Source organism: Pseudomonas sp. LBUM1657 (genome assembly GCF_059716075.1).
On the sequence record NZ_CP166799.1, the window covers coordinates 3,202,946 to 3,222,948 of the forward strand.

The window sequence follows — 20,003 nt, forward strand, 5'->3', positions numbered from 1 at the left end:
CTGGATGCCATCTATACGATTGTTAACGATTTCGCAGTCCTCGGCTTGACTGAACAGGGAGTAATTAATAGCTGGAGCCCTTCGGCAGAGCGTTTAACAGGTTACACGGAGTCCGAGGCTATTGGTGAGACGTTGGGCCACTTCTATAGTTTGTCCGATTTGGAAGTGGATGTTTTGAAGGAGCAACTCACGTTCGCACGTGAAGAAGGTTGGCACTCACGAGACTATAGCTGCCAGCACAAATCAGGACACAATTTTTTTGCTCAAACAATGATCGCCGTTCTGCGTGACGAAGATGACAAGTTTTGTGGCTATACTGTGGTGTTTCGAGATATCACCGAGCGAAAGGTGTCGAGTGATAATCTGGCCAACTTGCTCACTAAAGACCACCTCACAGGCGCAGTTAATCGTGCCCACTTTTTCAACTTGGCAGAGAAAGAGTTTGCGCGGGCAAGTCGATACGAGCACTCCATATCTATAATCATGCTAGACGCCGATCACTTCAAGCATGTTAATGATAGCTGGGGGCATCCCATTGGCGATGAAGTTCTTAAGTCGATAGCCAAGATTGCCGAGGGGGTTCTTCGCCCCGGAGATACTATAGCTAGGTTTGGAGGCGAAGAATTTGTCGTTATGTTGCCTAAGAGTAATAGTCTCGAGGCTTCAGTTATTGCGGAGCGACTAAGGAGCAGCATTGAAGCATCTAGTGTCGATGCTGGTGGTGAGGAAATCAAAATCACAGTCAGTATTGGGTGTGCCTCGATGAGTCATTCGCGATCCACTCTCAAGGAGCTGTTAATCTCCGCAGATAGTGCTCTCTATCATGCAAAATCCAAGGGTAGGAATTGTGTAGTTGATATTGATGACTGCTAATTTATGGCATCACCTGGGTTAACAAGAGATATGTCGCAAAGACATTAATGAAGATATTGAGGAGATGTGCCACCTGTTCCCGATACTGAAGAAGACACAAGCAGCATGCGGGCACGATTGACCCGACGCACAACTCGGTTTAGGACACCGTATGCACGCTCTGAAAGGTGGTTAGGTTTGCGACGGTAGTCAAGGATCAGGTTGCGTGTGAGCTCCAAGTCAGTAAGGTAGCTGAAACGGCATATGAGATTTCTCAGCAGACCGATGTTAGTGTTCAACACGGCGCGGTCGTAGGGATGACCACCTTTTATCTCCAATCGAATCGAAGCTCTGCAGCAATTTAGGCGATTTTTGCAGAGAAGAAATCCTGGCGGCTGGTGACTTGGACTCGGAGTTAGAACCGTGCTAAACGACAACCAATATTTGGTGTTTGAACAGGGGATTTTATTAGACCGGACATTGCTGGAGCGTTAACTTATCAAGTCCGTACGGAGTTGATCTTTGCGCTCCAATTATCCGAGTTGCTTCTTCAACAGTGCGAGTTCAGCTTCCAGTTCGCGCACTCGCTCGCTAGCCTCAACCTCGACGCTGACGTCCTTCTGGATACCGATGAAGTAGGTGAGTTGATCTGCGTCGTTGAACACTGGGGTAATCGACAGTTCGTTCCAGAAGGCGCTGCCGTCCTTGCGATAGTTGCGAATGACTTGGCGGCAGGGGAGAAGGTTCCTTATCGCCTCGCGGATTACTGTCAAACCAGCTTGGTTACGGTCATCACCCTGCAGGAAGCGGCAGTCCTGGTAAAGGATGTCGTCAACGCTGTACCCCGTAAGGCGCTGAAAGGCGGGGTTGGCATAGATCAGGATGTTTTCGTCGCCTTCCTGCTCTGCTACCACGATGCCGTCGTTGGATGCTTCAACCACCAGTTTCAGCAGTTCTGCGTCGATCATTTTCAGAGCCCCAGTGAGTGACATCTCATTTTTAGCGGTTACCCGCCATACACGGAGTAATCAGTATAACCCTCGGCATACCGCCATACAGTATGGCTGAGTTCAGAGGGTTCAGCGGCCAATCGTTCGCGACTCTGGCTGGTAGATCCGGGTTGGCCATGAACGTACGGCCAAAAGCGACAAGGTCGGCCAGTCCTGAATCCAGCAACTGCGTAGCGCTTTGTGCAGTATAACGACCGGCGTAGATGATCGCCCCGCTGAAAGAACTACGGACTGCGCGACGGAACGATTCCGGCATCCGTGGTGCATTATCCCAGTCCGCTTCGGCGATGGAGAGGTAAGCAATCCCAACATCCTCAAGTACTTTGATCGCTTCGATGTAGGTGGTATGAGGATCGTCTTCAACCATCCCTAGGTAAGTGCGCTCCTCATCGGTGCTGCTGAACAATGGTGCGAAACGGACGCCAACCTTCTCTTTGCCAATACATTCGGCTACCCAGCAATCACGTCTCGCAGAAACCGCAGGCGGTTGTGAATGGAACCGCCGTACTGGTCTTCTCGATAATTGCTGTGGGCTGAAATGCACTGATTTACCAGATAACTGTTGGCGCAAACGTGAACTGACTCTAAGGAGTGATCCAGGTTATCGCTGAAGATTTTGATGCGGAAAAGTCAGGCGACAGTGCCGCCCTTTCGAGTAGGGCGGCTGTCTTCACGTTCGTGCGGTATCCATTTGGTATCGTTTAACGATCAATTTCCTCGGTATGTGGAGAAGCCGTAAGGGCTGAGAAGCAACGGGATGTGATAGTGAGGAACGGTACCGTCCACTTCAAAAATGACGGGCACCTCCGGGAAGAAGCTGGACGTTTTGTGCGCCTTGAACCACTCACCAGTCTTGAAGGTGACACGGTAGGTACCTTTCTCCAGACCCCGACCTTCCGGATACAGCCCGGTGATACGACCTTGCTCGTTTGTTTCCGCGCTGTTGAGCATGTCCCAGTTTTTCCCATCCTGTTTTTCCAACGTGACATTGACTCCAGGGGAGGGTAGGCCGTCCTGCAAGTTGAGTACATGCACGCTCAATGGATTTGCTGCCGCTGATGCAAGGGCTGAAAGGGCACTCAATACAGCGCCAGCGAAGAAACTTTTCAATACAGTCATGGTGATGTCCTTAGATTTTAACGGCAGGTAAAACTTTGTTTATAGCGACCTCTGCACAACCTTCATCGTTTGCAGCGCCGCCTGCACCGGCCACTCCGATGGCGCCGATGACCTGACCATCGAATTTCAATGGCACGCCTCCACCGAGAAGTAACAACTCATCGAGGGTGTTGAGGTTTTCAGCATCTGGATTAGCGCGAGCGCGTTCAGCTAACACCCGCGTCGAAGTCTTGGTCGACAGGGCGGTATAAGCTTTGCGTTGCGCGGCTAACGTGTTGTGCGGGCCCACATTGTCATCGCGTTGTACAGCAACCAGATTGCCGCCTCGGTCAACAACTGCGGCAACGGCTGTGCGGCCATCGGCGTGACAGGCCGTCAGCGCGGCCGTTAGCAAATCGTTGGCCATTGCAAGTGACACGTCCTTGCGCTGCGCAACCTGATCCGGGGCTGCAACGGCGAACGCAGAGCTCATTGCGAATGTGATCAGCAATGAAGTCGATAGGCTTGTACGCATGCTGTTTCCTTGGTTGGTTGAGTCTGTCTCAGTCATTGCCAGACATCATGACCAGCCCGCTCCGTCAGAATGATTACCTCCTGATTACCAATATGTAATGTGAGAAAACACCGAAGCGGGCTAGCCTGTGCTCCAGTCCTGGAGGAAAAAATGCGTATCCTGGTGGTTGAAGACGAAACGAAAATGGCGGATTACCTGCGCAAAGCCCTGACTGAATCGGGCTATGCAGTTGAGATCGCCCTTGACGGGCTGGACGGCCAGCATTTGGCGCAGGAGATTGAGTTCGATCTGATCATTCTGGATGTCATGCTGCCGGGGCTGGATGGATGGCAATTGCTGCAAATCATCCGGCGTAAGTGGCAGACCCCAGTATTGTTTCTCACCGCACGTGATTCGGTTGATGATCGGGTCAAAGGGCTGGAGTTGGGGGCCGACGATTATCTGGTGAAACCCTTTTCCTATGCGGAGTTGTTGGCACGGGTACGCACTTTGCTTCGCCGCGGCCCGCCTCGCGAGGTTGAGTATTTTGTGGCAGGCGACTTGAGCCTGGACTTGTTGCGACGCAAGGTAACGCGCAACGGAGAGCGCCTCACCCTGACCAACAAGGAGTTCGCCCTACTGCACTTGCTGCTTAGTCGTGAAGGGGAGGTGCTATCGCGTTCGCTGATTGCCTCACAGATCTGGCAAATGAACTTTGACAGTGACACCAATGTGGTGGATGTCGCCATTCGTCGCCTGCGGGCCAAGGTTGACGATCCATACTCACTTAAGTTGATACACACAGTGCGTGGTATCGGTTACATGCTCGAGGTGCAATCCTGAAACTTTTTCCGCGCACCCTGAGTCTGCGCCTGGCGATCATGTTCGCGTTGGTCAGCGCACTGTTACTGGGCTCCATTGGTTTTTATCTTTATCAATCGTTACAGCGAGAGATTGCCTGGCGCGATGATCAGGCCCTGCTGGGGCGCCTGGAGCGAATGCAAGCATTGATCAGCGATAGCGATAGCATCGAGCAACTGCAAGGTCGACCCAAGCTCTACGAAAACATGTTGGGCAATCGCGACAATTTGCTATGGATTGTCGATGACACCGGCAAGGTGTTGATCGAAATCAACCCAGTGGGTATGACTTTTCCAAAGTTGCCGGCTGCACCCCAGGCTCGCCTCGTTGACGATCACTCTTCCGAGCCAGTGCGGCTTGCCTGGCAGGATGTCACGCAGGGTGATCGCGGTTTGACCCTGATCGCTGGCAAGTTGTTGAGTGAGCGCGACCAAATGCTGGGGGCCTACCGACTCAAGCTCTGGCTGGCCATGTCAGTCGGCGCGCTGTTGGCTTTCGCATTCGGCTGGTGGGTGAGTCAACGAGGCTTGCACCCTGTGCGATTGCTGGCCAAGCGCGCCGCTGGAATCGATGTGCAGCATCTGCATCTGCGGCTGGACGAGTTCAATGATCTGAATGAGCTCAAACTGCTCTGTAGTGCCCTCAACCAGATGCTTGCCCGCCTTGAGGACGGATTCGCCCAGCTTTCACGCTTCTCGGAAGACCTCGCCCATGAGATGCGAACCCCGCTTGGCAACCTGATGGGACATACCCAGCAAGCTTTGAGGCACAGTCGCTCTATCGAGGACTATCAGAATTTGCTGGTTTCCAATCAGGAGGAGTATGAAAGGCTGGCGCGAATGATCGACAGCATGCTGTTTCTCGCTCGCACCGAGCAGCCAAACGCCTGCGCGATATTCGAGCAAATCAACCTGCACGATCTCATTAAGCAACTATGTGAGTATTTCGAAGGCGTGGCGCAAGAGCGAGATGTGCAACTGATAAACCAGACCCGGCATCAGTTGCTGGGGGATCCAGGTTTGATCCGTCGAGCATTAGCTAACTTGCTGGCTAATGCGCTGCGCTACGCAACTCCCGCCTCTGCAGTGACGATCAGCAGCGAGATTTCGGAGGACACGCTCGACATCACGGTGCACAACCACGGCGAGCCGATTGCAGCAAAACATCTTCCACGATTGTTTGAGCGCTTTTACCGGTGTGACCCATCACGCAATCAACCCGACGATTCCGGTGGTCTGGGATTGGCCATCGTTCGTTCGATTATGCAACTGCATGGCGGTTGTATAACCGTTGATAGCACTGACGCAGGTACGAGCTTTCACTTGGAGTTTCCCCTTACAAAATCCTGAGCTCGAACCGAAGGTATTGCACCCAACACAGCGGATGATGGCAAATTGCCCTATAGTGAGGTTTCTTGCAGAGATGACCGCGTAGGAAGCATGCAAATGGGGCTCGAAAAGTTTTCTTTCGGGCAGATGCTAAAGGGGAGACGTAATGATGAGCATGAATCCGAAAGCCTGCTACGTCATTTTTGGGGAGGTAACCTTGCCCAGCTTCATTTTTGAATCGCAAATATGCGCATCAGATCTGATCCCTTGGAATTTGTGTTCAATACTAAACGACCTTCGAATCTGCATGTCATCGGTCGTTCACCCCCAATCACGTTTGGCTGCAACGGTGCTTGCCAAGGCAGGGCTCTCGTTCTGCGCGTTGGAAAATTAAAGTGGCGTTTACTAAACGGCGCAGCTCCCTAGTAGGGTTCATTATTCTGGCTGTCGGCCTGGTTGGCTTTTCTGCCCTGTTACTGCTGAAGTCCGAAACTCAGCGCAGAGAAAAGCGTTTCTCGGAATACGTGCAAAATATTTCCGGAGTCGTGCGCAATCAGCTTGATACTAATGAGGCTGTGTTGGCCGGTTTCTCTGCATTTCTCCAGGCTGTCGATCAAAGCGATACGGATGCGGCGGCCCGTTACGCGGCGGCCGTTTTATCCGCTTACCCTCATATTTACATGCTCGAGGCGGCGAGGGCGGTACCTATTGGCGAAGAGGCTGCGTTCGAAGATCTATTGCGTAGTACTTGGCGGCCAGACTTTGAACTCAAGGACTTTCCGAGCCTCACTTATCAACCTGCACAACATCAGGTCTATCTCAACGAGACTTGGCCTGTATTGTTCATGTACCCATTACTCCCTGAATCCAGCTCGATCTATGGCGTCAGGCTGGAAACCGTCGCCTATCTCTCCTATGCGCTGGCTCGAACCCACAATAATCAGAAGCCCGTTGTATCACCCGTTTTTACAATGTATGAGGGTGGCAACGCATACATTCTGATGCAGTCAGTCATTCGGCCTGAACAGTCGCGAGAGAACACCCGCCCCAATTTTTTTGGCAGCACGATGGTGTCTTTGCTATTGATCAAGACGGGCGCGCTACTGGATGCAGTGAATAATGCAAACCTGGATCCCCTGGTTCACATCAGTGCAGTCCTGAAAACCACTGCTGGGACTGAAAGCAGTGTGTTTTCAACACAGGTTCAACAAGCAAGTTTTCTAGATCGCCTCTTCTTGCCGCAATTGGCTGACCGAGTCGAGATCCGCAGTACATCGCAGCCAATGACGTTGGTATTCGAGCGGCAACTCCGTCTCGGGGATGTCCTCACCAAAGAAATGTTGATGATTCTTTTAGTCCTCGCCGGAGCACTGGTGTTGATGCCTATGGTATTGATTCGGCACTTCAAGGCTATAGAAAGGGCAGAAGTCGAACACGAACGCTCCGCCTACCTCGCAACACATGACGTGCTCACGCAGCTGCCTAATCGTTACCTATTCGCCGAGCGTTTTGCCCAAGCCTTCTCGGATTGGGAAGTGAAAGGGATTCCTTTTGCTGTGCTTTTGATCGACTTGGATCATTTTAAGGAAATCAACGACAAGTACGGCCATGAGGTAGGCGACCAGGTTCTGCGAGCGGTCGCACACCGCATGCTTCAAGCCACCCGCTTATATGACACCGTTGCCCGGTACGGCGGCGACGAATTCGTGATGCTGATCTCCAATCTTTCTGACCCTGAGAATGCTGAGTCGCAGGCGTTGAGGGTGTTTGAAACCATCGCGCAGACAGTCGTGACCAGCGCAGGAGAGCTATCGGTCTCGTGCAGTGTCGGAGTTTCGCTGTGTCCTCTTCATGGCCAAAGTCTCGACGCATTGCTGAAAGCGGCGGATCAGGCCATGTATGGCGTCAAGGAACTTGGGCGGAGGGGCGTAGGGGTGACTGAATCCCCTGCTGCATGAGACTTGTGCTGTTTTGAATGGACAAGCGGGTCAAAGACTAAGCGACTGATGAGTTACACCACTCTGATGAGGATGCTCGGCATTCAGGAGCGAACAAACAGCCTCTGCATCCGTCCTAGTTTTGAAGACCCCGTGCTTGCTAGCTGAGCCTCCTTCGACGAGATCAACGACTCTGTATCGCTTAGCGCCATCTTCCATGCAGGTGGTCTCGATGACTCTGAATCTTGGGTGCATGGTGCGTTCCCTGATGAAGATTGGTGCCCTACAAGTACCGGCAAAAGGAGACGTCATCAAGAACGGGACGGGCTTAAGCTGAGACAATTTATGACGGTGCACCATGCTTCTCATCGCATGAAGCACTGTTAGCAGTAGGTACCGTGTTCAGCCATTTTTCCTATAGTCGATGCGTCGGGCCAGCAGGGCCCGGCTAAGCTTTAGGTTTTCTGGGGAAGGCACAGGTGCTGTCATCGATCAAAGAGTACCTACCAAGCCCACCAGTTCCTAGAAACATTTGGTCAACCTTAGGGCTGCCCTCGCGCGGCATAACCCTTCATGACCTGATACACCGAGGCCTTCCTTACGAGTATCTCAATCACATAGAGAGCAACCTGCAGGTGGGGCGGAATGTCATTTCTCAGTCCATTGGCGTATCACCTGTATCACTAGCGCGTAGGGCAAAGGCGGGCCGCTTCAGCACCGTTGACAGCGACCGTTTGATCGCATTGATTGCTGTCTTTGAGAACGCCTTAACCATGTTCGAGAATGACGTCACCGCTGCAACGGAATGGATGAACTCGCCGGCTCGAGGGTTCGGTTCAAAGCGCCCACTGGACATGTTGAGGACGAGAGTGGAAGCGAGAGCTATTTTCGATCTTATCGGTGGAATGGAGAGGGGAGTGCTTGTATGCGATTTACCAACGGTCTGGCGGATTTGAGTCCTTCAGGTTCATTGACTATCGCTCCTTCGGGCCCTGCCTGGCTCGACCTAACATCTTCACGTAGTGTGGCCTGGCAACTCAGTCCGCAGTAGCGCATGCCATGACTGTTCTGCCTCATTTCTACCCAGCGTTGTCAGGGGGTGCAGTTCCAGAGTCGAGATTCAGTTTTCTGAATGATGGCGATATGCCCTAGAATGGGCGATGGTCACTTCATACGAGATTGGAGCAGCGGTAACGCCCAGAAACCGCGCGAGCTGAGCCCCATGAGGTTGGCCGAAGCACCACGCATTACACTGCGCATAGGGATATCAGGATGATGTTGACTAAACGGCGCAGGTCTTTATTGGGTTTCATTGTCTTGGCTGTCGGCTTGGTTGGTTTTTCGGCTCTATTACTGCTTAAGTCAGAAACTCAACGTAGGGAGACACGCTTCTCGGATTACGTGCAGAACATCTTTGGCATCGTACGAAATCAGCTTGATACCAATGAAGCGGTACTGTCGGGCTTCTCTGCGTTTCTCCAAGCCGTCGATCAGAGCGACACGGAAGCCGCAGCTCGTTATGCGTCAGCCGTTTTGTCTGCATACCCTCATATTTACATGCTTGAGGCGGCGAGGGCGGTTCCCATCGTGGAGCAGGCTGCATTTGAGACTCTGATGCGCCGCACCTGGCGTCCGGACTTTGAGCTCAAAGACTTCCCGAGTCTCACCCAGCAACCTGCCCAGCATCAGGCTTACCTCAGTGAGACCTGGCCTGTGTTGTTTATGTACCCGCCGCTTCCCGAATCCAGTTCTATCTATGGTGTTAGGTTGGAAACCGTTGGGCATCTTTCCTACGCGTTGGCCCGCACTCACAATAATCCGAAGCCAGTTGTATCACCTGTCTTCTCTATGTACGAAGGAGGCAACGCTTACATTCTCATGCAGTCCGTGAGTCGGCCCGAAAATTTAAGGGAGAGCAATCGGCCCAATTTTTTCGGAAGCACCATGGTGTCTTTGCTTTTGATCAAGACCAGCTCGCTGTTGGATGCGGTCAATGATGCGAATATAGATCCCTTGGTTCATATCAGCGCAGTCATGAAAGCCGGGGCAGGATCTGAAAGTAACGTGTTCTCTACGAACGCAAACAATGCTGGCTTTCTTGATCGTCTATTTTTTCCGCGCCTGACTGATCGAGTCGAAATCAGAAGTACCTCGCAACCGATGACACTGCTGTTTGAGCGTCAGTTACGTTTTGCAGACGTTTTGACTGCGCAAGCACTGATCATCCTTTCGGTTCTCGTTGCGGCTCTCTTTCTTATTCCTGGGGTACTGATTCAGCACTTTAGGGCGATAGAAAGGGCTGAGGTTGAGTACAAAAGATCCGCGTATCTTGCGACCCATGACGTACTCACCGAGCTGCCAAACCGCTATCTATTTGCTGATCGGTTTCAGCAAGCCTTCTCCGATTGGAAAGAGAGGGCGCAGCCGTTTGCGGTGCTGTTGATCGATCTGGATCATTTCAAACAAATAAATGATCAGCACGGTCATGAGATCGGTGATCAGGTTCTCCGAGCGGTCGCTAGTCGCATGCTTCAGGCCACTCGCTCGACTGATACGGTCGCACGCTACGGAGGGGATGAGTTCGTGATTCTGATTACGGATCTATCCAACCCAGAAAGTGTTGAAACCAGAGCGGCGAGGGTACTCGACTCCGTTGCGGGCACAGTCGTGACAAGCGCAGGTGAGCTTTCACTTTCATGCAGTATCGGCGTATCAATTTGCCCGTTGCATGGACAGAGTCTCGACGCATTGCTCAAGGCAGCGGATCAAGCTATGTATGGAGTTAAACAGCTAGGACGCAAAGGAGTTGCAATCACTGAATATCCAGAACCTTGAGATGTTTCTGATCATCTGGTTGTTCGATAACACTGCGAAATCGCCCCCATTTGACCACCCATTTACATACGGCCTGACCAATCATTTGCATTGGGTTTGCCCAGCACCTTTCGTGCTCATGATCGGCAGAGAACGACCCAAAGCGGCCTGTCACAACACGTTATTTTCACCGCTCAGCCAACGTTCTGAAAATCGAACTCACGACGCAGAACGGCAATGACTTGATCAATGGATGGGCCTTGTATCGGTGGAGGATCAGGGCGCTCACAGAACTCTCGCCAGACAAAGAACGTCAGTTCTGCTCCATCGGTCTGGGGCACGATACTGTCGAGTGAGCCAAAGGTTTGTAGCAGTCTGTACCTGTCGTCGCTCCAGAACATGGCCTCTACCCATTGGTAAATCGGGATGAAATGGAAATGGATGGAGTAACCCGCGTCATGACCGAAACGGCCAATGTAAAGCCTTTTGGGTTGCAGGTGCGCTTCGATGGATGCCTGGATGCTCGCTTGCAATGCACCCAACTCCGCCAGCGCTTCGGTCGGTAGAGCCGCCAAGGAGTTTGTCATCTCCTTCGCGCTGAGCATTAGGTAGCCGGGCAGCGCACTGTCCCTACGGTGGTTGATCAACCAATAACGGGATTCATAAATGATGAAGCTAGGCGATATGTCCATATGATGGCCTTGAGCGAAGTCCGGTGAAGGGTAACACTTGAGGCTAGTGTGGAATGTCGGCTTCTGGCCGATAGCTACCGGTCGCGGAGGCCAGCGACGAGCCAAAGCTGACCTTACAAAGCATCGTCGCCAAGGCGACGGGCTTGGCAGGGACTCTCTTCTGACAAAGCAATGCCAAGTGTGACGGACTGCCAGAATGGCCTGTGTCTATGTTAACGACACACCAACGGCGGCGATGAGAAGGCACAAAACGCTCATTGTAAAAAGCAGGAAAAGCACTACCTTTTTGATCATGTTGTACACCGCCCCAAATGCTGATTATAGACGGCCAGCTGCTTACGACTGCCTCGATCGATAGCGGGTTGCGGTCGCGATGGTGCTTTCCAATTGAGCCAGCGTGTAAGGCTTATGTAGAAAAGTCGCTGATAGCGGGATCGCATGCTCATCCACAGAGTAACCAGAGACAAGTATCGAAGGTATGGAAGGCCACTTTTCGTTCGCCATGCGTATAAATTCGGTGCCTCGCATACCTCCAGGCAAACCTTGATCGGCGATGATGAAAGCGCAATCACCTTCAATATGTACAAGGTAGCTCAGTGCCTGAACGGCGTTGTCGAAACCCGCCGAGGAATATCCAAGCTCCGCCAATAATTCCCCCAAGAGCATCCGGGTAACCGGTTCGTCTTCGATAATGATTACGAGCCCAGGCACAGGCTGCCCGTCTCTCCAATCTACGCTCACGCTGGTGTTCCTTATGCGGATTGCCGGTGACTCTAGTAGGTCGAGTGTAAGCGCTTTTTAGGCGTAGAGCGGCAAAAATGGCATGGGGAGTTCCCATTCGCAAAATGGATTTAACCGCTGCTGAGGGGCCGCTTCTGGCCGATTTCTGCCTGTCACGAAGGGCGGCAACCGACCCATAGCCGTCATTCGGCTGCGGATTGACGAACATTACCCAGATGTCTTGGGATGTTTAGAGCTTTGAAGCCTGAATGGCTGCTTCGAGCAAAGGGCCCGTGATCCTGCGGCCATTGTAATCATCGACATAGTAATTGATTCGGTTAGCCAGGTGCTGAATGGATAGCCAGCCCAAGCCTCGGTAGTCGCGCAATTCCTCGTCGTTGAGCTTAATCAGACATTCGTAACTCACAAAAGACGCCTCGCAGTTGACGAGGACATAGATTGAGCCATCTCCTGCGCGAAGAAGATGCCAGTAGTCGTCCGTTGTGTGATATGTCGCAGGCGCGAGCTGAACCAGATCCATGTTTGATTTTCGTACGTTACCTTTCAGTTTCTAACCATAACATGACTGCGAGCGCACGATTCTCGAATGCCCGCTATTGGCCGATTGCTGTCTGTCAGTAAGAAGTCATTCCGGCGTCATCAGCACCGCGAGCGTCATGTTGATGAAATCTTCGTTCCTGCTGAGGGTTGCCAGAGCGCCGCGCACATTACCTCCTACTTCACCCGAGCCGCGCTGTTTGACCCACAGTGTCAGTTCCATGATCGCGGCTTCGAGCGCTAGCTGGTTTTCGTTGATCTTGAACAGTAGGGAAGGGAGCAGTTCTGCTTTCGACTTTGTGGTTCCCCCATGGAAAGAGGACAGCGTAGCAGGCGGGTGCTATGTCGATTCAAGCTCGCCGTCCGGTTGCCGATTCCCTGATAGAAACTCGCTCGATCAACAGCTCCCCATAGAAGCGAGTGACGTACGGCACTGGCTAAGTGAGTGCAACTCGGTGCGATAGCAAAAACTCCTAACTGCTTCGGACGCTCATCATTTAATGTCGAGTAAACCACCTTTGCCTCCGCCCTAGCTTTGAACACGCCATGCTTGCTGGCTGAGCCTCCGTCTACAAGATCAACAACCCTGTATGGCTTGCTGCCATCGTCCAGTGTGGTGGTTTCAATCACTCTGAATCTTGCTTGCATGGTTGCTTTCCGTGCATGAAATTGGTGACTTAGAAGTACCGGTAAAACAAGACGATTTCAAGAACGGGACGGGCTTCAGCTGAGACAATTTATGACAGCCTTCAAATCCGTTTTGCCTGATTTTGTCGTTGAGTTAGAAGCGTAAGGGGAGGAGCGCCACGCAATGCTCGCTCGATTACGAATGGAGAAAGATCTCGTGATGGTTTACTCAATCATGTGAGCCCAGTTTTTGGAGGAAGGGCTCGTGCTAACAAGCGTACCCGTGACTGACTCTCTCAAGTTCAGCTTTTACGCGTTCGTATCCCGCTTCAGTGTGAGCAAGCTCCAATGGTGTGCTACCACCTAAGGCAGTTTTCGGTTGATTTAGCCACGTATCCGCTTTCGCTTTGTTGCCAAAGACCTGTTTGGCCTGAAGCTGAATCAAGTCAATGTAATTCATCGCTGGCTCTCATGAAGTTTGCTGGTGTGGTGGTTTCGAACAGTCTGTATCTCGCGTGACCACCAGTCTTCGTCTGCTCGTAGCATCCCATAGCCATTAAACCGACTTTCAGTTTTGACGCGAGGCGTTTCTCCCGTGCTCGCCCGAGTCGTCGTGGTCACGCATCCCTTGAAGTCACGGTGTCATCTGGCGGCAACCGATCCACCCGTAATGCATCAACGACCAGCGAAAATGCCTGGGAAGGTTGCCGGCGGCTGGGGTAGTAAAGGTGAAATCCGCCGAAAGGCTCACACCAGTCTTCCAGCACCCGAACCAGACGGCCTTGAGCCAGTTGTGAGGCAAACTCGTCCTCGGGCAGGTAAGCGATGCCCAGCCCGCTGGCCGCTGCATCGGCAATATGGGTCGTGGAGTTGAATACCAATTGGCCAGCTACCCGCACTTTCAGCTTCTTGCCCTGGCGCTCGAATTCCCACGCGTCCATGCCGTCATAAGTCGGGAAACGTATGTCGATGCAGCGATGTGCTGCCAGGTCGCGAGGGTGTTCAGGGACGGGGTTTTGGGCGAAATAGCTTGGCGCTGCCACGACCGCCATTCGTATAGCCGGGCCGATGGGCACGGCAATCATGTCTTGGGCCACCGTGTCGCTGAAGCGCACGCCGGCATCGAAGCGGTCGGCGACGATATCGCGAAAGCCATAGTTGATATCAAATTCCAGCTTGATATCCGGGTACATCTGCAGCAGTGGTGTGAGCTTGGGTAACAGCGTGGTCTTGATGATGTTGTCACCGCAGGTGATCCGCACGGTGCCGGCCGGCTTGTCGCGCAGCTCGGTCAAGGCTTCCACTTCGGCCTCGATTTCATCGAAGCGATGGCCCACCGCTTCCAGCAGCCGCTCACCCGCTGTGGTCAGAGAAACGCTGCGCGTGGTGCGGGTAAGCAGGCGAATTTTTAGACGTGCCTCCAGGGCCGAAACCACCTGACTCACTGCCGATTGGGTCACCCCAAGTTGCACCGCCGCGCGAGTAAAGCTGCCCACGCGCGCCACTGTCACAAAGGCTAGAAGATCGTTGAAGTTTTGTTTAGCCATCGCGATAGCACTCGGTCTATTGATTAGACATCCTTATATCCGCATTAAGCATTCATTAGCTAATCAAAATCCCGTTAGTCAGCAACAATAGCTGCAATCCCAGCCCCTGCGTGACGAGGGTGCGAGCTCGGCACTAACGGCCAACGTCGTCGTTAGCTTTCACCTGATAAGGACGCCCCATGAAAAAACTTCTCGTAATGCTCGGTTTTTTGTTCAGTTCATTCACCGCGTTAGGAGCCGATATGTCCAACGGTGCAGATAATTTCTTCAAAAGTGACAAGGTGACCATGCAGAAGGTCAACTTCAAAAATCAGTACCAGCTGAATGTGGTGGGCAATCTGTTCATCCCTAAAGGTCTGGACAACACCGCCCGCAGCCCGGCCATTATCGTTGGCCACCCCATGGGTGCGGTAAAGGAACAAGGCTCCAACCTGTATGCGCAAAAACTCGCGGAACAGGGCTTCGTTACTTTGGCGCTGGATTTGTCGTTCTGGGGCGAAAGCGAAGGCAGCCCACGCAATGCGGTGCTGCCGGACATGTACGCCGAGGACTTCAGCGCCGCCGTGGATTATCTCGGAACGCGGCCCTTTATCGACCGTCAGCGCATCGGCGTACTGGGTATCTGTGGCAGCGGTAGCTTTGTGATCAGCGCGGCCAAGATCGACCCGCGCATGAAAGCCATCGCCACTGTCAGCATGTACGACATGGGCGCCGCCAACCGTAACGGTCTCAAGCATTCGCAAACCCTTGAGCAGCGCAAGCAGGTCATCGCAACTGCGGCCGAGCAGCGTTATGTGGAATTCACAGGCGGCAAGACCGAATACACCGGCGGCACCGTGCAGGAGCTCAATACCGACACCCACCCCATTCAGCGCGAGTTCTTTGACTTCTACCGCACCCCGCGTGGCGAATTCACCCCGACAAGCTCCACGCCGCAACAGACCACCCGCCCAACGCTGAGCAGCAACACCAAGTTCATGAATTTCTACCCATTCGTAGATATCGAGAGTATTTCGCCCCGCCCGATGCTGTTTGTCGCAGGTGAAAACGCCCACTCCCGCGAGTTCAGCGAAGAGGCGTTCCGCCTGGCGGGTGAACCTAAAGAGCTGGTCATTGTGCCCAACGCCGGCCATGTCGATCTGTATGACCGGGTAGATCTGATCCCTTTCGCCAAGCTGACCCAGTTCTTCCAGGCCCACCTGAAGTAACCGGCAACCACCACAGAGGCTATTGGATCTACGATGAACAACACTTGCACTGACACCCAATTGGGCGCTACCTCCGCCAGTGAAACAGGCACGCGTGCCAGTAGCTGGGGCGGCGTTTATGCGATGACATTGTGCGTGTTCGCGCTGATCGCATCGGAGTTCATGCCCGTCAGCCTGCTGACGCCGTTGGCAGACGACCTGCAGGTGAGCCAGGGTTTGGCCGGCCAGGGGCTGGCCATCTCCGGCGCGTTTGCCGTGTTGGCCAGCCTGTCCATCAGTTGGATCGCCGGCAGCGTCAACAGAAAGACCCTGCTGTTGGCGCTGACCGGTTTGATGGCAGTGTCGGGCGCCGTTGTGGCACTTGCCCCGAACTACCCGACCTACATGGTCGGGCGTGCCCTGATCGGCATGGTGATCGGCGGTTTCTGGTCGATGTCGGCCGCCACCGCGATGCGCTTGGTTGCGGCCCCGCTGGTGCCCAGGGCGTTGGCGGTTTTCAACGGCGGCAACGCCCTGGCAACGGTGGTGGCGGCGCCGCTGGGCAGTTATCTGGGATCGGTCGTAGGTTGGCGTGGTGCATTTCTCTGTCTGGTTCCGGTGGCGCTGATCGCCCTGGTCTGGCAATGGATCAGCCTGCCAAGTATGCCAACGCAGGAGCGCTCGCCGGGTGCTGGCAATGTTTTCAAACTGCTGAAGAATCGCACGGTGGCGCTGGGCATGGCCGCCAGCGGCCTGTTTTTCATGGGCCAGTTCACGCTGTTCACGTACCTGCGCCCGTTTCTGGAAACAGTCACCCTGGTCGACGTGCCGACGCTTTCCTTGCTGCTATTGGCGCTCGGCGTGGCTGGCTTTTTTGGCACGACGATGATCGGCGCAGTGCTCAGACGCAGCCTCTACGGCACTCTGAGTACGATTTCACTGCTGATGGCCGTGATTGCTTTGACGTTGATTCCTGCTGGCACGGGGGTGATCGCCGTGGCGGTGTTGCTGGGGCTCTGGGGGTTTATTGCAACGGCAGCGCCCGTGGGCTGGTGGAGTTGGATCGCGCACACCTTGCCACGCCACGCCGAGGCGGGCGGTGGACTGATGGTGGCAATCGTGCAGTTGTCCATCGCATTGGGCTCTACCGTGGGTGGCGTACTGTTTGACACTCTCGGCTACCAGAGCACTTTCATCGCCAGCGCAGCGCTGCTGATGCTAGCCGCCTTATTGACGTTTCTAACCTCCCGTTCGCCGGTGTCGCACACCCGGTGACCCTCCATTCGACGGAGCAAGGCCATGCATGCGCGCAGTCTCGGCACCGATTACTCCCAAGGCTGGAAGGGCTTCTGGTTGGCGGCATTGATGCCATTGGGCCTAGCGGTTTTACCCCTCGCGGCTGCGACGGCTATCGCAGGCCCGTCAACAAGCATGGAGAACACCACGATGTGGATGACCGTCGGCCAACAGCGTTTCGGCATATCCCTTGAAGATAACCCGACCACTCGGGAGCTTGTCGCCCGATTGCCGCTCAGCCTGGACATGACCGAGCTGCACGACAACGAAAAGTACGCCACCTTGCAGCATCCGTTACCCACCCAAGCCTACTGGCCCGGAACCATCCACAGCGGCGATTTGCTCTTGTACGGTGCAGACACCTTGGTGGTCTTTTATAAAACCTTTACCTCGTCCTACTCCTATTCCCGTCTCGGCCGCATCGACAACCCGGCAGGCCTGGCCGAGTCCTTGGGCCGCGACGATGTTCGGGTGACGTTTTCCGTTGACTAGGGCTGCCATGGTTGCACGTCAGCCCCCACTAAAACGTGACACAGGAGTTTTCCATGACGCCCACACGCTCTACCTTACCCCTGGCCGCACTGGCGCTGCTCTCTGCCACGTACTTCGCGCCAGTCGTCGCGGCTGAGCAGAACCCGGCCAGCCAGCAAATCACTCGTGCGGGAGAGCAGGCCTCGATGACGGGGCCTGCCGACTATTTCACTGGCCGCGTAAGGGTCGACCCCTTGACCGCTGCAACGGCCGACCTCAACACCTCAACGCTCTACGTCACCTTTGAGCCTGGTTCTCGTTCGGCCTGGCACACGCACCCTGCCGGGCAATATCTAGTGGTGACAGCGGGGGTAGGGCGTACTCAGGAATGGAACAAGCCCGTGCAGGAATTACGTCCCGGTGATGTGGTGTGGTGCCCGCCGGGGGTTAAGCACTGGCATGGCGCCGCGCCGACGACTGCCATGACGCATATGGCTATCACCGGCACGAAAAACGGCAACAATGTCAATTGGATGGAGAAAGTGAGCGATGAACAGTACCCAGCCAAGTAAGCGCTGCCATGTCCGGGTGGGGACGTTGGGCTTCGTACTTCTGGCCACTTTCGCCTGGGCCCCGATCTCCAGCGCCAGTACTGCTTCCAAGCCGGAGACACACATAGTGAGTGAGCAGACTTTAACCGCCCGGCAACAAGCCATTGCCCCGATCGGCGCCAGCATGGCCGTCGGCGATATGCCCCGTTTGCAGGACGCGCTCAATCGCGGTCTCGATGCCGGGCTGACGATTAGCGAGAGCAAGGAGATCCTGGTGCAACTCTATGCCTATGCCGGGTTCCCGCGCAGCCTCAATGCCCTGTCGCTGCTGATGAAAGTCCTGCAAGAACGTGCCGCACGGGGTATTCATGATGCGCCGGGACGCGATCCAGGCCTTGTTCCCTCGGGGCGCGCTTTGCTCGACCTAGGCACCGACAATCAAACCCGGCTGTTGGGCTCGCCTGTGTCAGGCCCGCTGTTTAAATTCGCCCCCGCCATTGATCAGTTTTTGAAGGGCCACCTGTTTGGCGACATTTTTGCCCGCGACAACCTTGAATGGGCTGACCGGGAGCTGGCCACCGTCGGGGCCATCGCCGCGATGCCAGGGTTAGAGCCGCAGCTGGAGTCGCATCTGAAGATCAGCATGAATGTTGGCCTGACAGTACAGCAGCTGCATCAGGTGGCTAGCGAACTGAAGACAGGCGGTGAGCCGGATGGAGCTAAGCGTATTTTAGTGGCCTTGGAAAAAATCAGCGGCTGAACGCTTCGCGAGATGGAGAGGCTGAGGAGCATAGCGGTGCCTACCAATTCGTGGGAGTCACGAAAACGACTGAGCTCGGATGACAACGCTACCCGTCGAAATCACGTTGTCCTGTATCTGATAAACCTACGCAGAGGGCAATGGAGTAGTCTGGTTCGGGCGCGCGGGCCCGGATTAGGCATAGGTTTTTAGATGGAGATGAAAGTGCTGTCGTCGATCAAGGAATACCAGCCAGGGCCTCATATCTCACAGAGCATTTGGATGATCCTCGGCCTGCCGTCACGCGGTACCACGCTTCATGACCTAATTCGAGAAGGGCTGCCTTTTGAATTCCTCGACCGGATAGCGAGCCTTCTGCAGGTTCAGCGAGGTGTTATCTCAAAGGCTATTTGCGTGTCGCCCACAACGTTGTCGCGGAGAGCGAAAGCAGGGCGGTTTTACACTGTAGAAAGCGACCGTTTGGTTGCATTGATAGCTGTCTTTGAACAAACCCTTTGCTTGTTTGAAAGCGATGTCGCAGCAGCGGCGCAATGGATGAGCACGCCGGTTCCTGGGCTTGGTTCGAAGCGTCCTGGATATGATAGGGACGAGGGTGGAAACGAAGGCCATCTTCGATCTTATCGGCCGACTAGAAAGGGGAGTTCTCGTGTGAGATTCGATAGCGAATTGTTGGGCTGCTGATCTAAAGCTACTTTGGCTATCGCTCCTTCGGGCTTAAGCCCGGCTCGACTTCACTTCTTCACTTTATGTGGCCTAAGCGACTCACTTCGCAATTGTGCCTGTCATGACTGCGTTGCCTCATTTCTCCCCAGCGTTGCCAAGGTGTCCGCAGTCCCAGGCTTCACTGTTTGTCGCGTCGTGCGAAAGTCAAAACACGTAGGATCTAGCTGAAGCGGAGTGTTAGAGATGGTGTTTACCTTCACCCTTAATTACCACCTGACGTCTGACGAGAGCGATATGGACGCGCTTGTGGAACGCTTGGCGGAAGCAGGCTGTGATGATGCGTTGGTCGGAGTCGGACAGCCAGGTCGCCTGGCGTTGGAGTTTGTCCATGGAGCACGTTGTGCACATGACGCAATTGAGGGCGCCATAGAAGACGTGCGCCGAGCCGTGCCTAACGCACGCTTGATGGAGGCAGTTCTCGCTCCATCACTGACTGCAGGCGGCCTCCCGTGAGTGC

Annotated in this window: 21 protein-coding genes and 2 pseudogenes; 13 read left to right on the forward strand and 10 right to left on the reverse strand. The window is 54.2% G+C overall.

Features of this window, described 5'->3' with window-relative positions; translation table 11 throughout:
• Positions 1-9: 9 nt before the first annotated feature.
• Positions 10-873 carry a GGDEF domain-containing protein gene (locus ACA055_RS14775; RefSeq protein ID WP_497684422.1) on the forward strand — a complete coding sequence of 288 codons (864 nt, stop codon included), beginning with the start codon at positions 10-12 and terminating at the stop codon, positions 871-873.
• 164 nt (positions 874-1,037) lie between these two features.
• Positions 1,038-1,178 (forward strand): annotated as a pseudogene (locus ACA055_RS14780) (chemotaxis protein); the annotation flags it as partial.
• 207 nt (positions 1,179-1,385) lie between these two features.
• Here ACA055_RS14780 and ACA055_RS14785 read toward each other — a convergent pair.
• The 4 genes and pseudogenes from ACA055_RS14785 to ACA055_RS14800 all read right to left on the reverse strand — a co-directional run bounded on the left by ACA055_RS14785 (position 1,386) and on the right by ACA055_RS14800 (position 3,495).
• Positions 1,386-1,820: a PAS domain-containing protein gene (locus ACA055_RS14785; protein ID WP_109631416.1), complete on the reverse strand. Its 435-nt coding sequence runs from the start codon at positions 1,818-1,820 to the stop codon at positions 1,386-1,388.
• A gap of 38 nt (positions 1,821-1,858) precedes the next feature.
• Positions 1,859-2,432, reverse strand: a pseudogene (locus ACA055_RS14790) (oxidoreductase); the annotation flags it as partial.
• Between the two features lie 138 nt (positions 2,433-2,570).
• Positions 2,571-2,981 carry a hydroxyisourate hydrolase gene (gene uraH / locus ACA055_RS14795; RefSeq protein ID WP_221106531.1) on the reverse strand — a complete coding sequence of 137 codons (411 nt, stop codon included), beginning with the start codon at positions 2,979-2,981 and terminating at the stop codon, positions 2,571-2,573.
• Positions 2,982-2,991: 10 nt separating this feature from the next.
• Positions 2,992-3,495 carry a GlcG/HbpS family heme-binding protein gene (locus ACA055_RS14800; RefSeq protein ID WP_497684299.1) on the reverse strand — a complete coding sequence of 168 codons (504 nt, stop codon included), beginning with the start codon at positions 3,493-3,495 and terminating at the stop codon, positions 2,992-2,994.
• A gap of 150 nt (positions 3,496-3,645) precedes the next feature.
• On the opposite strand from ACA055_RS14800, the gene ACA055_RS14805 reads away from it, so the two are divergent.
• From ACA055_RS14805 to ACA055_RS14825, 5 genes are all read left to right on the forward strand, one after another.
• Positions 3,646-4,317, forward strand: a complete 672-nt coding sequence (locus tag ACA055_RS14805) for a heavy metal response regulator transcription factor (protein WP_497684300.1) — start codon at positions 3,646-3,648, stop codon at positions 4,315-4,317.
• Positions 4,314-5,684, forward strand: coding sequence for a heavy metal sensor histidine kinase (locus ACA055_RS14810; RefSeq protein ID WP_497684423.1), 1,371 nt, complete (start codon positions 4,314-4,316; stop codon positions 5,682-5,684). Before ACA055_RS14805 ends, ACA055_RS14810 begins: the two co-directional genes overlap by 4 nt.
• A 374-nt stretch (positions 5,685-6,058) precedes the next feature.
• Positions 6,059-7,621 carry a diguanylate cyclase domain-containing protein gene (locus ACA055_RS14815; protein ID WP_497684301.1) on the forward strand — a complete coding sequence of 521 codons (1,563 nt, stop codon included), beginning with the start codon at positions 6,059-6,061 and terminating at the stop codon, positions 7,619-7,621.
• A gap of 458 nt (positions 7,622-8,079) precedes the next feature.
• Positions 8,080-8,556 carry an Xre family toxin-antitoxin system antitoxin gene (locus ACA055_RS14820; protein ID WP_497684302.1) on the forward strand — a complete coding sequence of 159 codons (477 nt, stop codon included), beginning with the start codon at positions 8,080-8,082 and terminating at the stop codon, positions 8,554-8,556.
• 319 nt (positions 8,557-8,875) lie between these two features.
• Positions 8,876-10,435, forward strand: coding sequence for a sensor domain-containing diguanylate cyclase (locus tag ACA055_RS14825; RefSeq protein ID WP_497684424.1), 1,560 nt, complete (start codon positions 8,876-8,878; stop codon positions 10,433-10,435).
• A gap of 173 nt (positions 10,436-10,608) precedes the next feature.
• Here ACA055_RS14825 and ACA055_RS14830 read toward each other — a convergent pair whose 3' ends face one another.
• The 6 genes from ACA055_RS14830 to ACA055_RS14855 form a co-directional block, all read right to left on the reverse strand.
• Positions 10,609-11,106 (reverse strand): HIT family protein, encoded by a 498-nt coding sequence (locus ACA055_RS14830; protein ID WP_497684303.1) that lies wholly within the window; start codon positions 11,104-11,106, stop codon positions 10,609-10,611.
• Positions 11,107-11,442: 336 nt separating this feature from the next.
• Entirely contained in the window at positions 11,443-11,847 is a 405-nt protein-coding gene (locus ACA055_RS14835) for a response regulator (protein ID WP_497684304.1), read from the reverse strand.
• A gap of 229 nt (positions 11,848-12,076) precedes the next feature.
• Positions 12,077-12,367 carry a hypothetical protein gene (locus ACA055_RS14840; protein ID WP_497684305.1) on the reverse strand — a complete coding sequence of 97 codons (291 nt, stop codon included), beginning with the start codon at positions 12,365-12,367 and terminating at the stop codon, positions 12,077-12,079.
• Between the two features lie 105 nt (positions 12,368-12,472).
• Positions 12,473-12,709 (reverse strand): hypothetical protein, encoded by a 237-nt coding sequence (locus ACA055_RS14845; protein ID WP_497684425.1) that lies wholly within the window; start codon positions 12,707-12,709, stop codon positions 12,473-12,475.
• Positions 12,710-13,279: 570 nt separating this feature from the next.
• A complete protein-coding gene (locus ACA055_RS14850) occupies positions 13,280-13,471 on the reverse strand; it encodes an antitoxin Xre/MbcA/ParS toxin-binding domain-containing protein (RefSeq protein WP_497684306.1) in 192 nt (63 codons plus the stop codon).
• 157 nt (positions 13,472-13,628) lie between these two features.
• Complete coding sequence (locus ACA055_RS14855; protein ID WP_497684307.1) at positions 13,629-14,558, reverse strand: LysR family transcriptional regulator; 930 nt, start codon at positions 14,556-14,558, stop codon at positions 13,629-13,631.
• A gap of 179 nt (positions 14,559-14,737) precedes the next feature.
• Here ACA055_RS14855 and ACA055_RS14860 point away from each other — a divergent pair, with 179 nt between their 5' ends.
• The 6 genes from ACA055_RS14860 (at position 14,738) to ACA055_RS14885 (ending at position 19,504) form a co-directional block, all read left to right on the forward strand.
• A complete protein-coding gene (locus tag ACA055_RS14860) occupies positions 14,738-15,766 on the forward strand; it encodes an alpha/beta hydrolase (protein WP_497684308.1) in 1,029 nt (342 codons plus the stop codon).
• A gap of 33 nt (positions 15,767-15,799) precedes the next feature.
• Complete coding sequence (locus ACA055_RS14865; RefSeq protein ID WP_497684309.1) at positions 15,800-17,020, forward strand: MFS transporter; 1,221 nt, start codon at positions 15,800-15,802, stop codon at positions 17,018-17,020.
• Between the two features lie 24 nt (positions 17,021-17,044).
• Complete coding sequence (locus ACA055_RS14870; RefSeq protein ID WP_497684310.1) at positions 17,045-17,533, forward strand: cyclophilin-like fold protein; 489 nt, start codon at positions 17,045-17,047, stop codon at positions 17,531-17,533.
• A 53-nt stretch (positions 17,534-17,586) separates the two neighbouring features.
• Positions 17,587-18,084 carry a (R)-mandelonitrile lyase gene (locus tag ACA055_RS14875; RefSeq protein WP_150732998.1) on the forward strand — a complete coding sequence of 166 codons (498 nt, stop codon included), beginning with the start codon at positions 17,587-17,589 and terminating at the stop codon, positions 18,082-18,084.
• Positions 18,062-18,823: a carboxymuconolactone decarboxylase family protein gene (locus ACA055_RS14880; protein ID WP_497684311.1), complete on the forward strand. Its 762-nt coding sequence runs from the start codon at positions 18,062-18,064 to the stop codon at positions 18,821-18,823. The genes ACA055_RS14875 and ACA055_RS14880 overlap by 23 nt, the downstream gene beginning before the upstream one ends.
• A gap of 261 nt (positions 18,824-19,084) precedes the next feature.
• On the forward strand, positions 19,085-19,504 hold the full coding sequence (locus tag ACA055_RS14885) for an antitoxin Xre-like helix-turn-helix domain-containing protein (RefSeq protein ID WP_497684426.1): 420 nt from the start codon (positions 19,085-19,087) through the stop codon (positions 19,502-19,504).
• Positions 19,505-20,003 lie beyond the last annotated feature (499 nt).

Coding starts and splice junctions, on each gene's coding strand:
- ACA055_RS14785 (WP_109631416.1), bottom strand. CDS start 1,820: ATGATCGACGCAGAACTGCTGAAACTGGTGGTTGAAGCATCCAACGAC.
- uraH (WP_221106531.1), bottom strand. CDS start 2,981: ATGACTGTATTGAAAAGTTTCTTCGCTGGCGCTGTATTGAGTGCCCTT.
- ACA055_RS14800 (WP_497684299.1), bottom strand. CDS start 3,495: ATGCGTACAAGCCTATCGACTTCATTGCTGATCACATTCGCAATGAGC.
- ACA055_RS14805 (WP_497684300.1), top strand. CDS start 3,646: ATGCGTATCCTGGTGGTTGAAGACGAAACGAAAATGGCGGATTACCTG.
- ACA055_RS14825 (WP_497684424.1), top strand. CDS start 8,876: ATGTTGACTAAACGGCGCAGGTCTTTATTGGGTTTCATTGTCTTGGCT.
- ACA055_RS14830 (WP_497684303.1), bottom strand. CDS start 11,106: ATGGACATATCGCCTAGCTTCATCATTTATGAATCCCGTTATTGGTTG.
- ACA055_RS14840 (WP_497684305.1), bottom strand. CDS start 12,367: ATGGATCTGGTTCAGCTCGCGCCTGCGACATATCACACAACGGACGAC.
- ACA055_RS14850 (WP_497684306.1), bottom strand. CDS start 13,471: ATGAATTACATTGACTTGATTCAGCTTCAGGCCAAACAGGTCTTTGGC.
- ACA055_RS14855 (WP_497684307.1), bottom strand. CDS start 14,558: ATGGCTAAACAAAACTTCAACGATCTTCTAGCCTTTGTGACAGTGGCG.
- ACA055_RS14860 (WP_497684308.1), top strand. CDS start 14,738: ATGAAAAAACTTCTCGTAATGCTCGGTTTTTTGTTCAGTTCATTCACC.
- ACA055_RS14865 (WP_497684309.1), top strand. CDS start 15,800: ATGAACAACACTTGCACTGACACCCAATTGGGCGCTACCTCCGCCAGT.
- ACA055_RS14870 (WP_497684310.1), top strand. CDS start 17,045: ATGCATGCGCGCAGTCTCGGCACCGATTACTCCCAAGGCTGGAAGGGC.
- ACA055_RS14875 (WP_150732998.1), top strand. CDS start 17,587: ATGACGCCCACACGCTCTACCTTACCCCTGGCCGCACTGGCGCTGCTC.
- ACA055_RS14880 (WP_497684311.1), top strand. CDS start 18,062: ATGAACAGTACCCAGCCAAGTAAGCGCTGCCATGTCCGGGTGGGGACG.
- ACA055_RS14885 (WP_497684426.1), top strand. CDS start 19,085: ATGATCCTCGGCCTGCCGTCACGCGGTACCACGCTTCATGACCTAATT.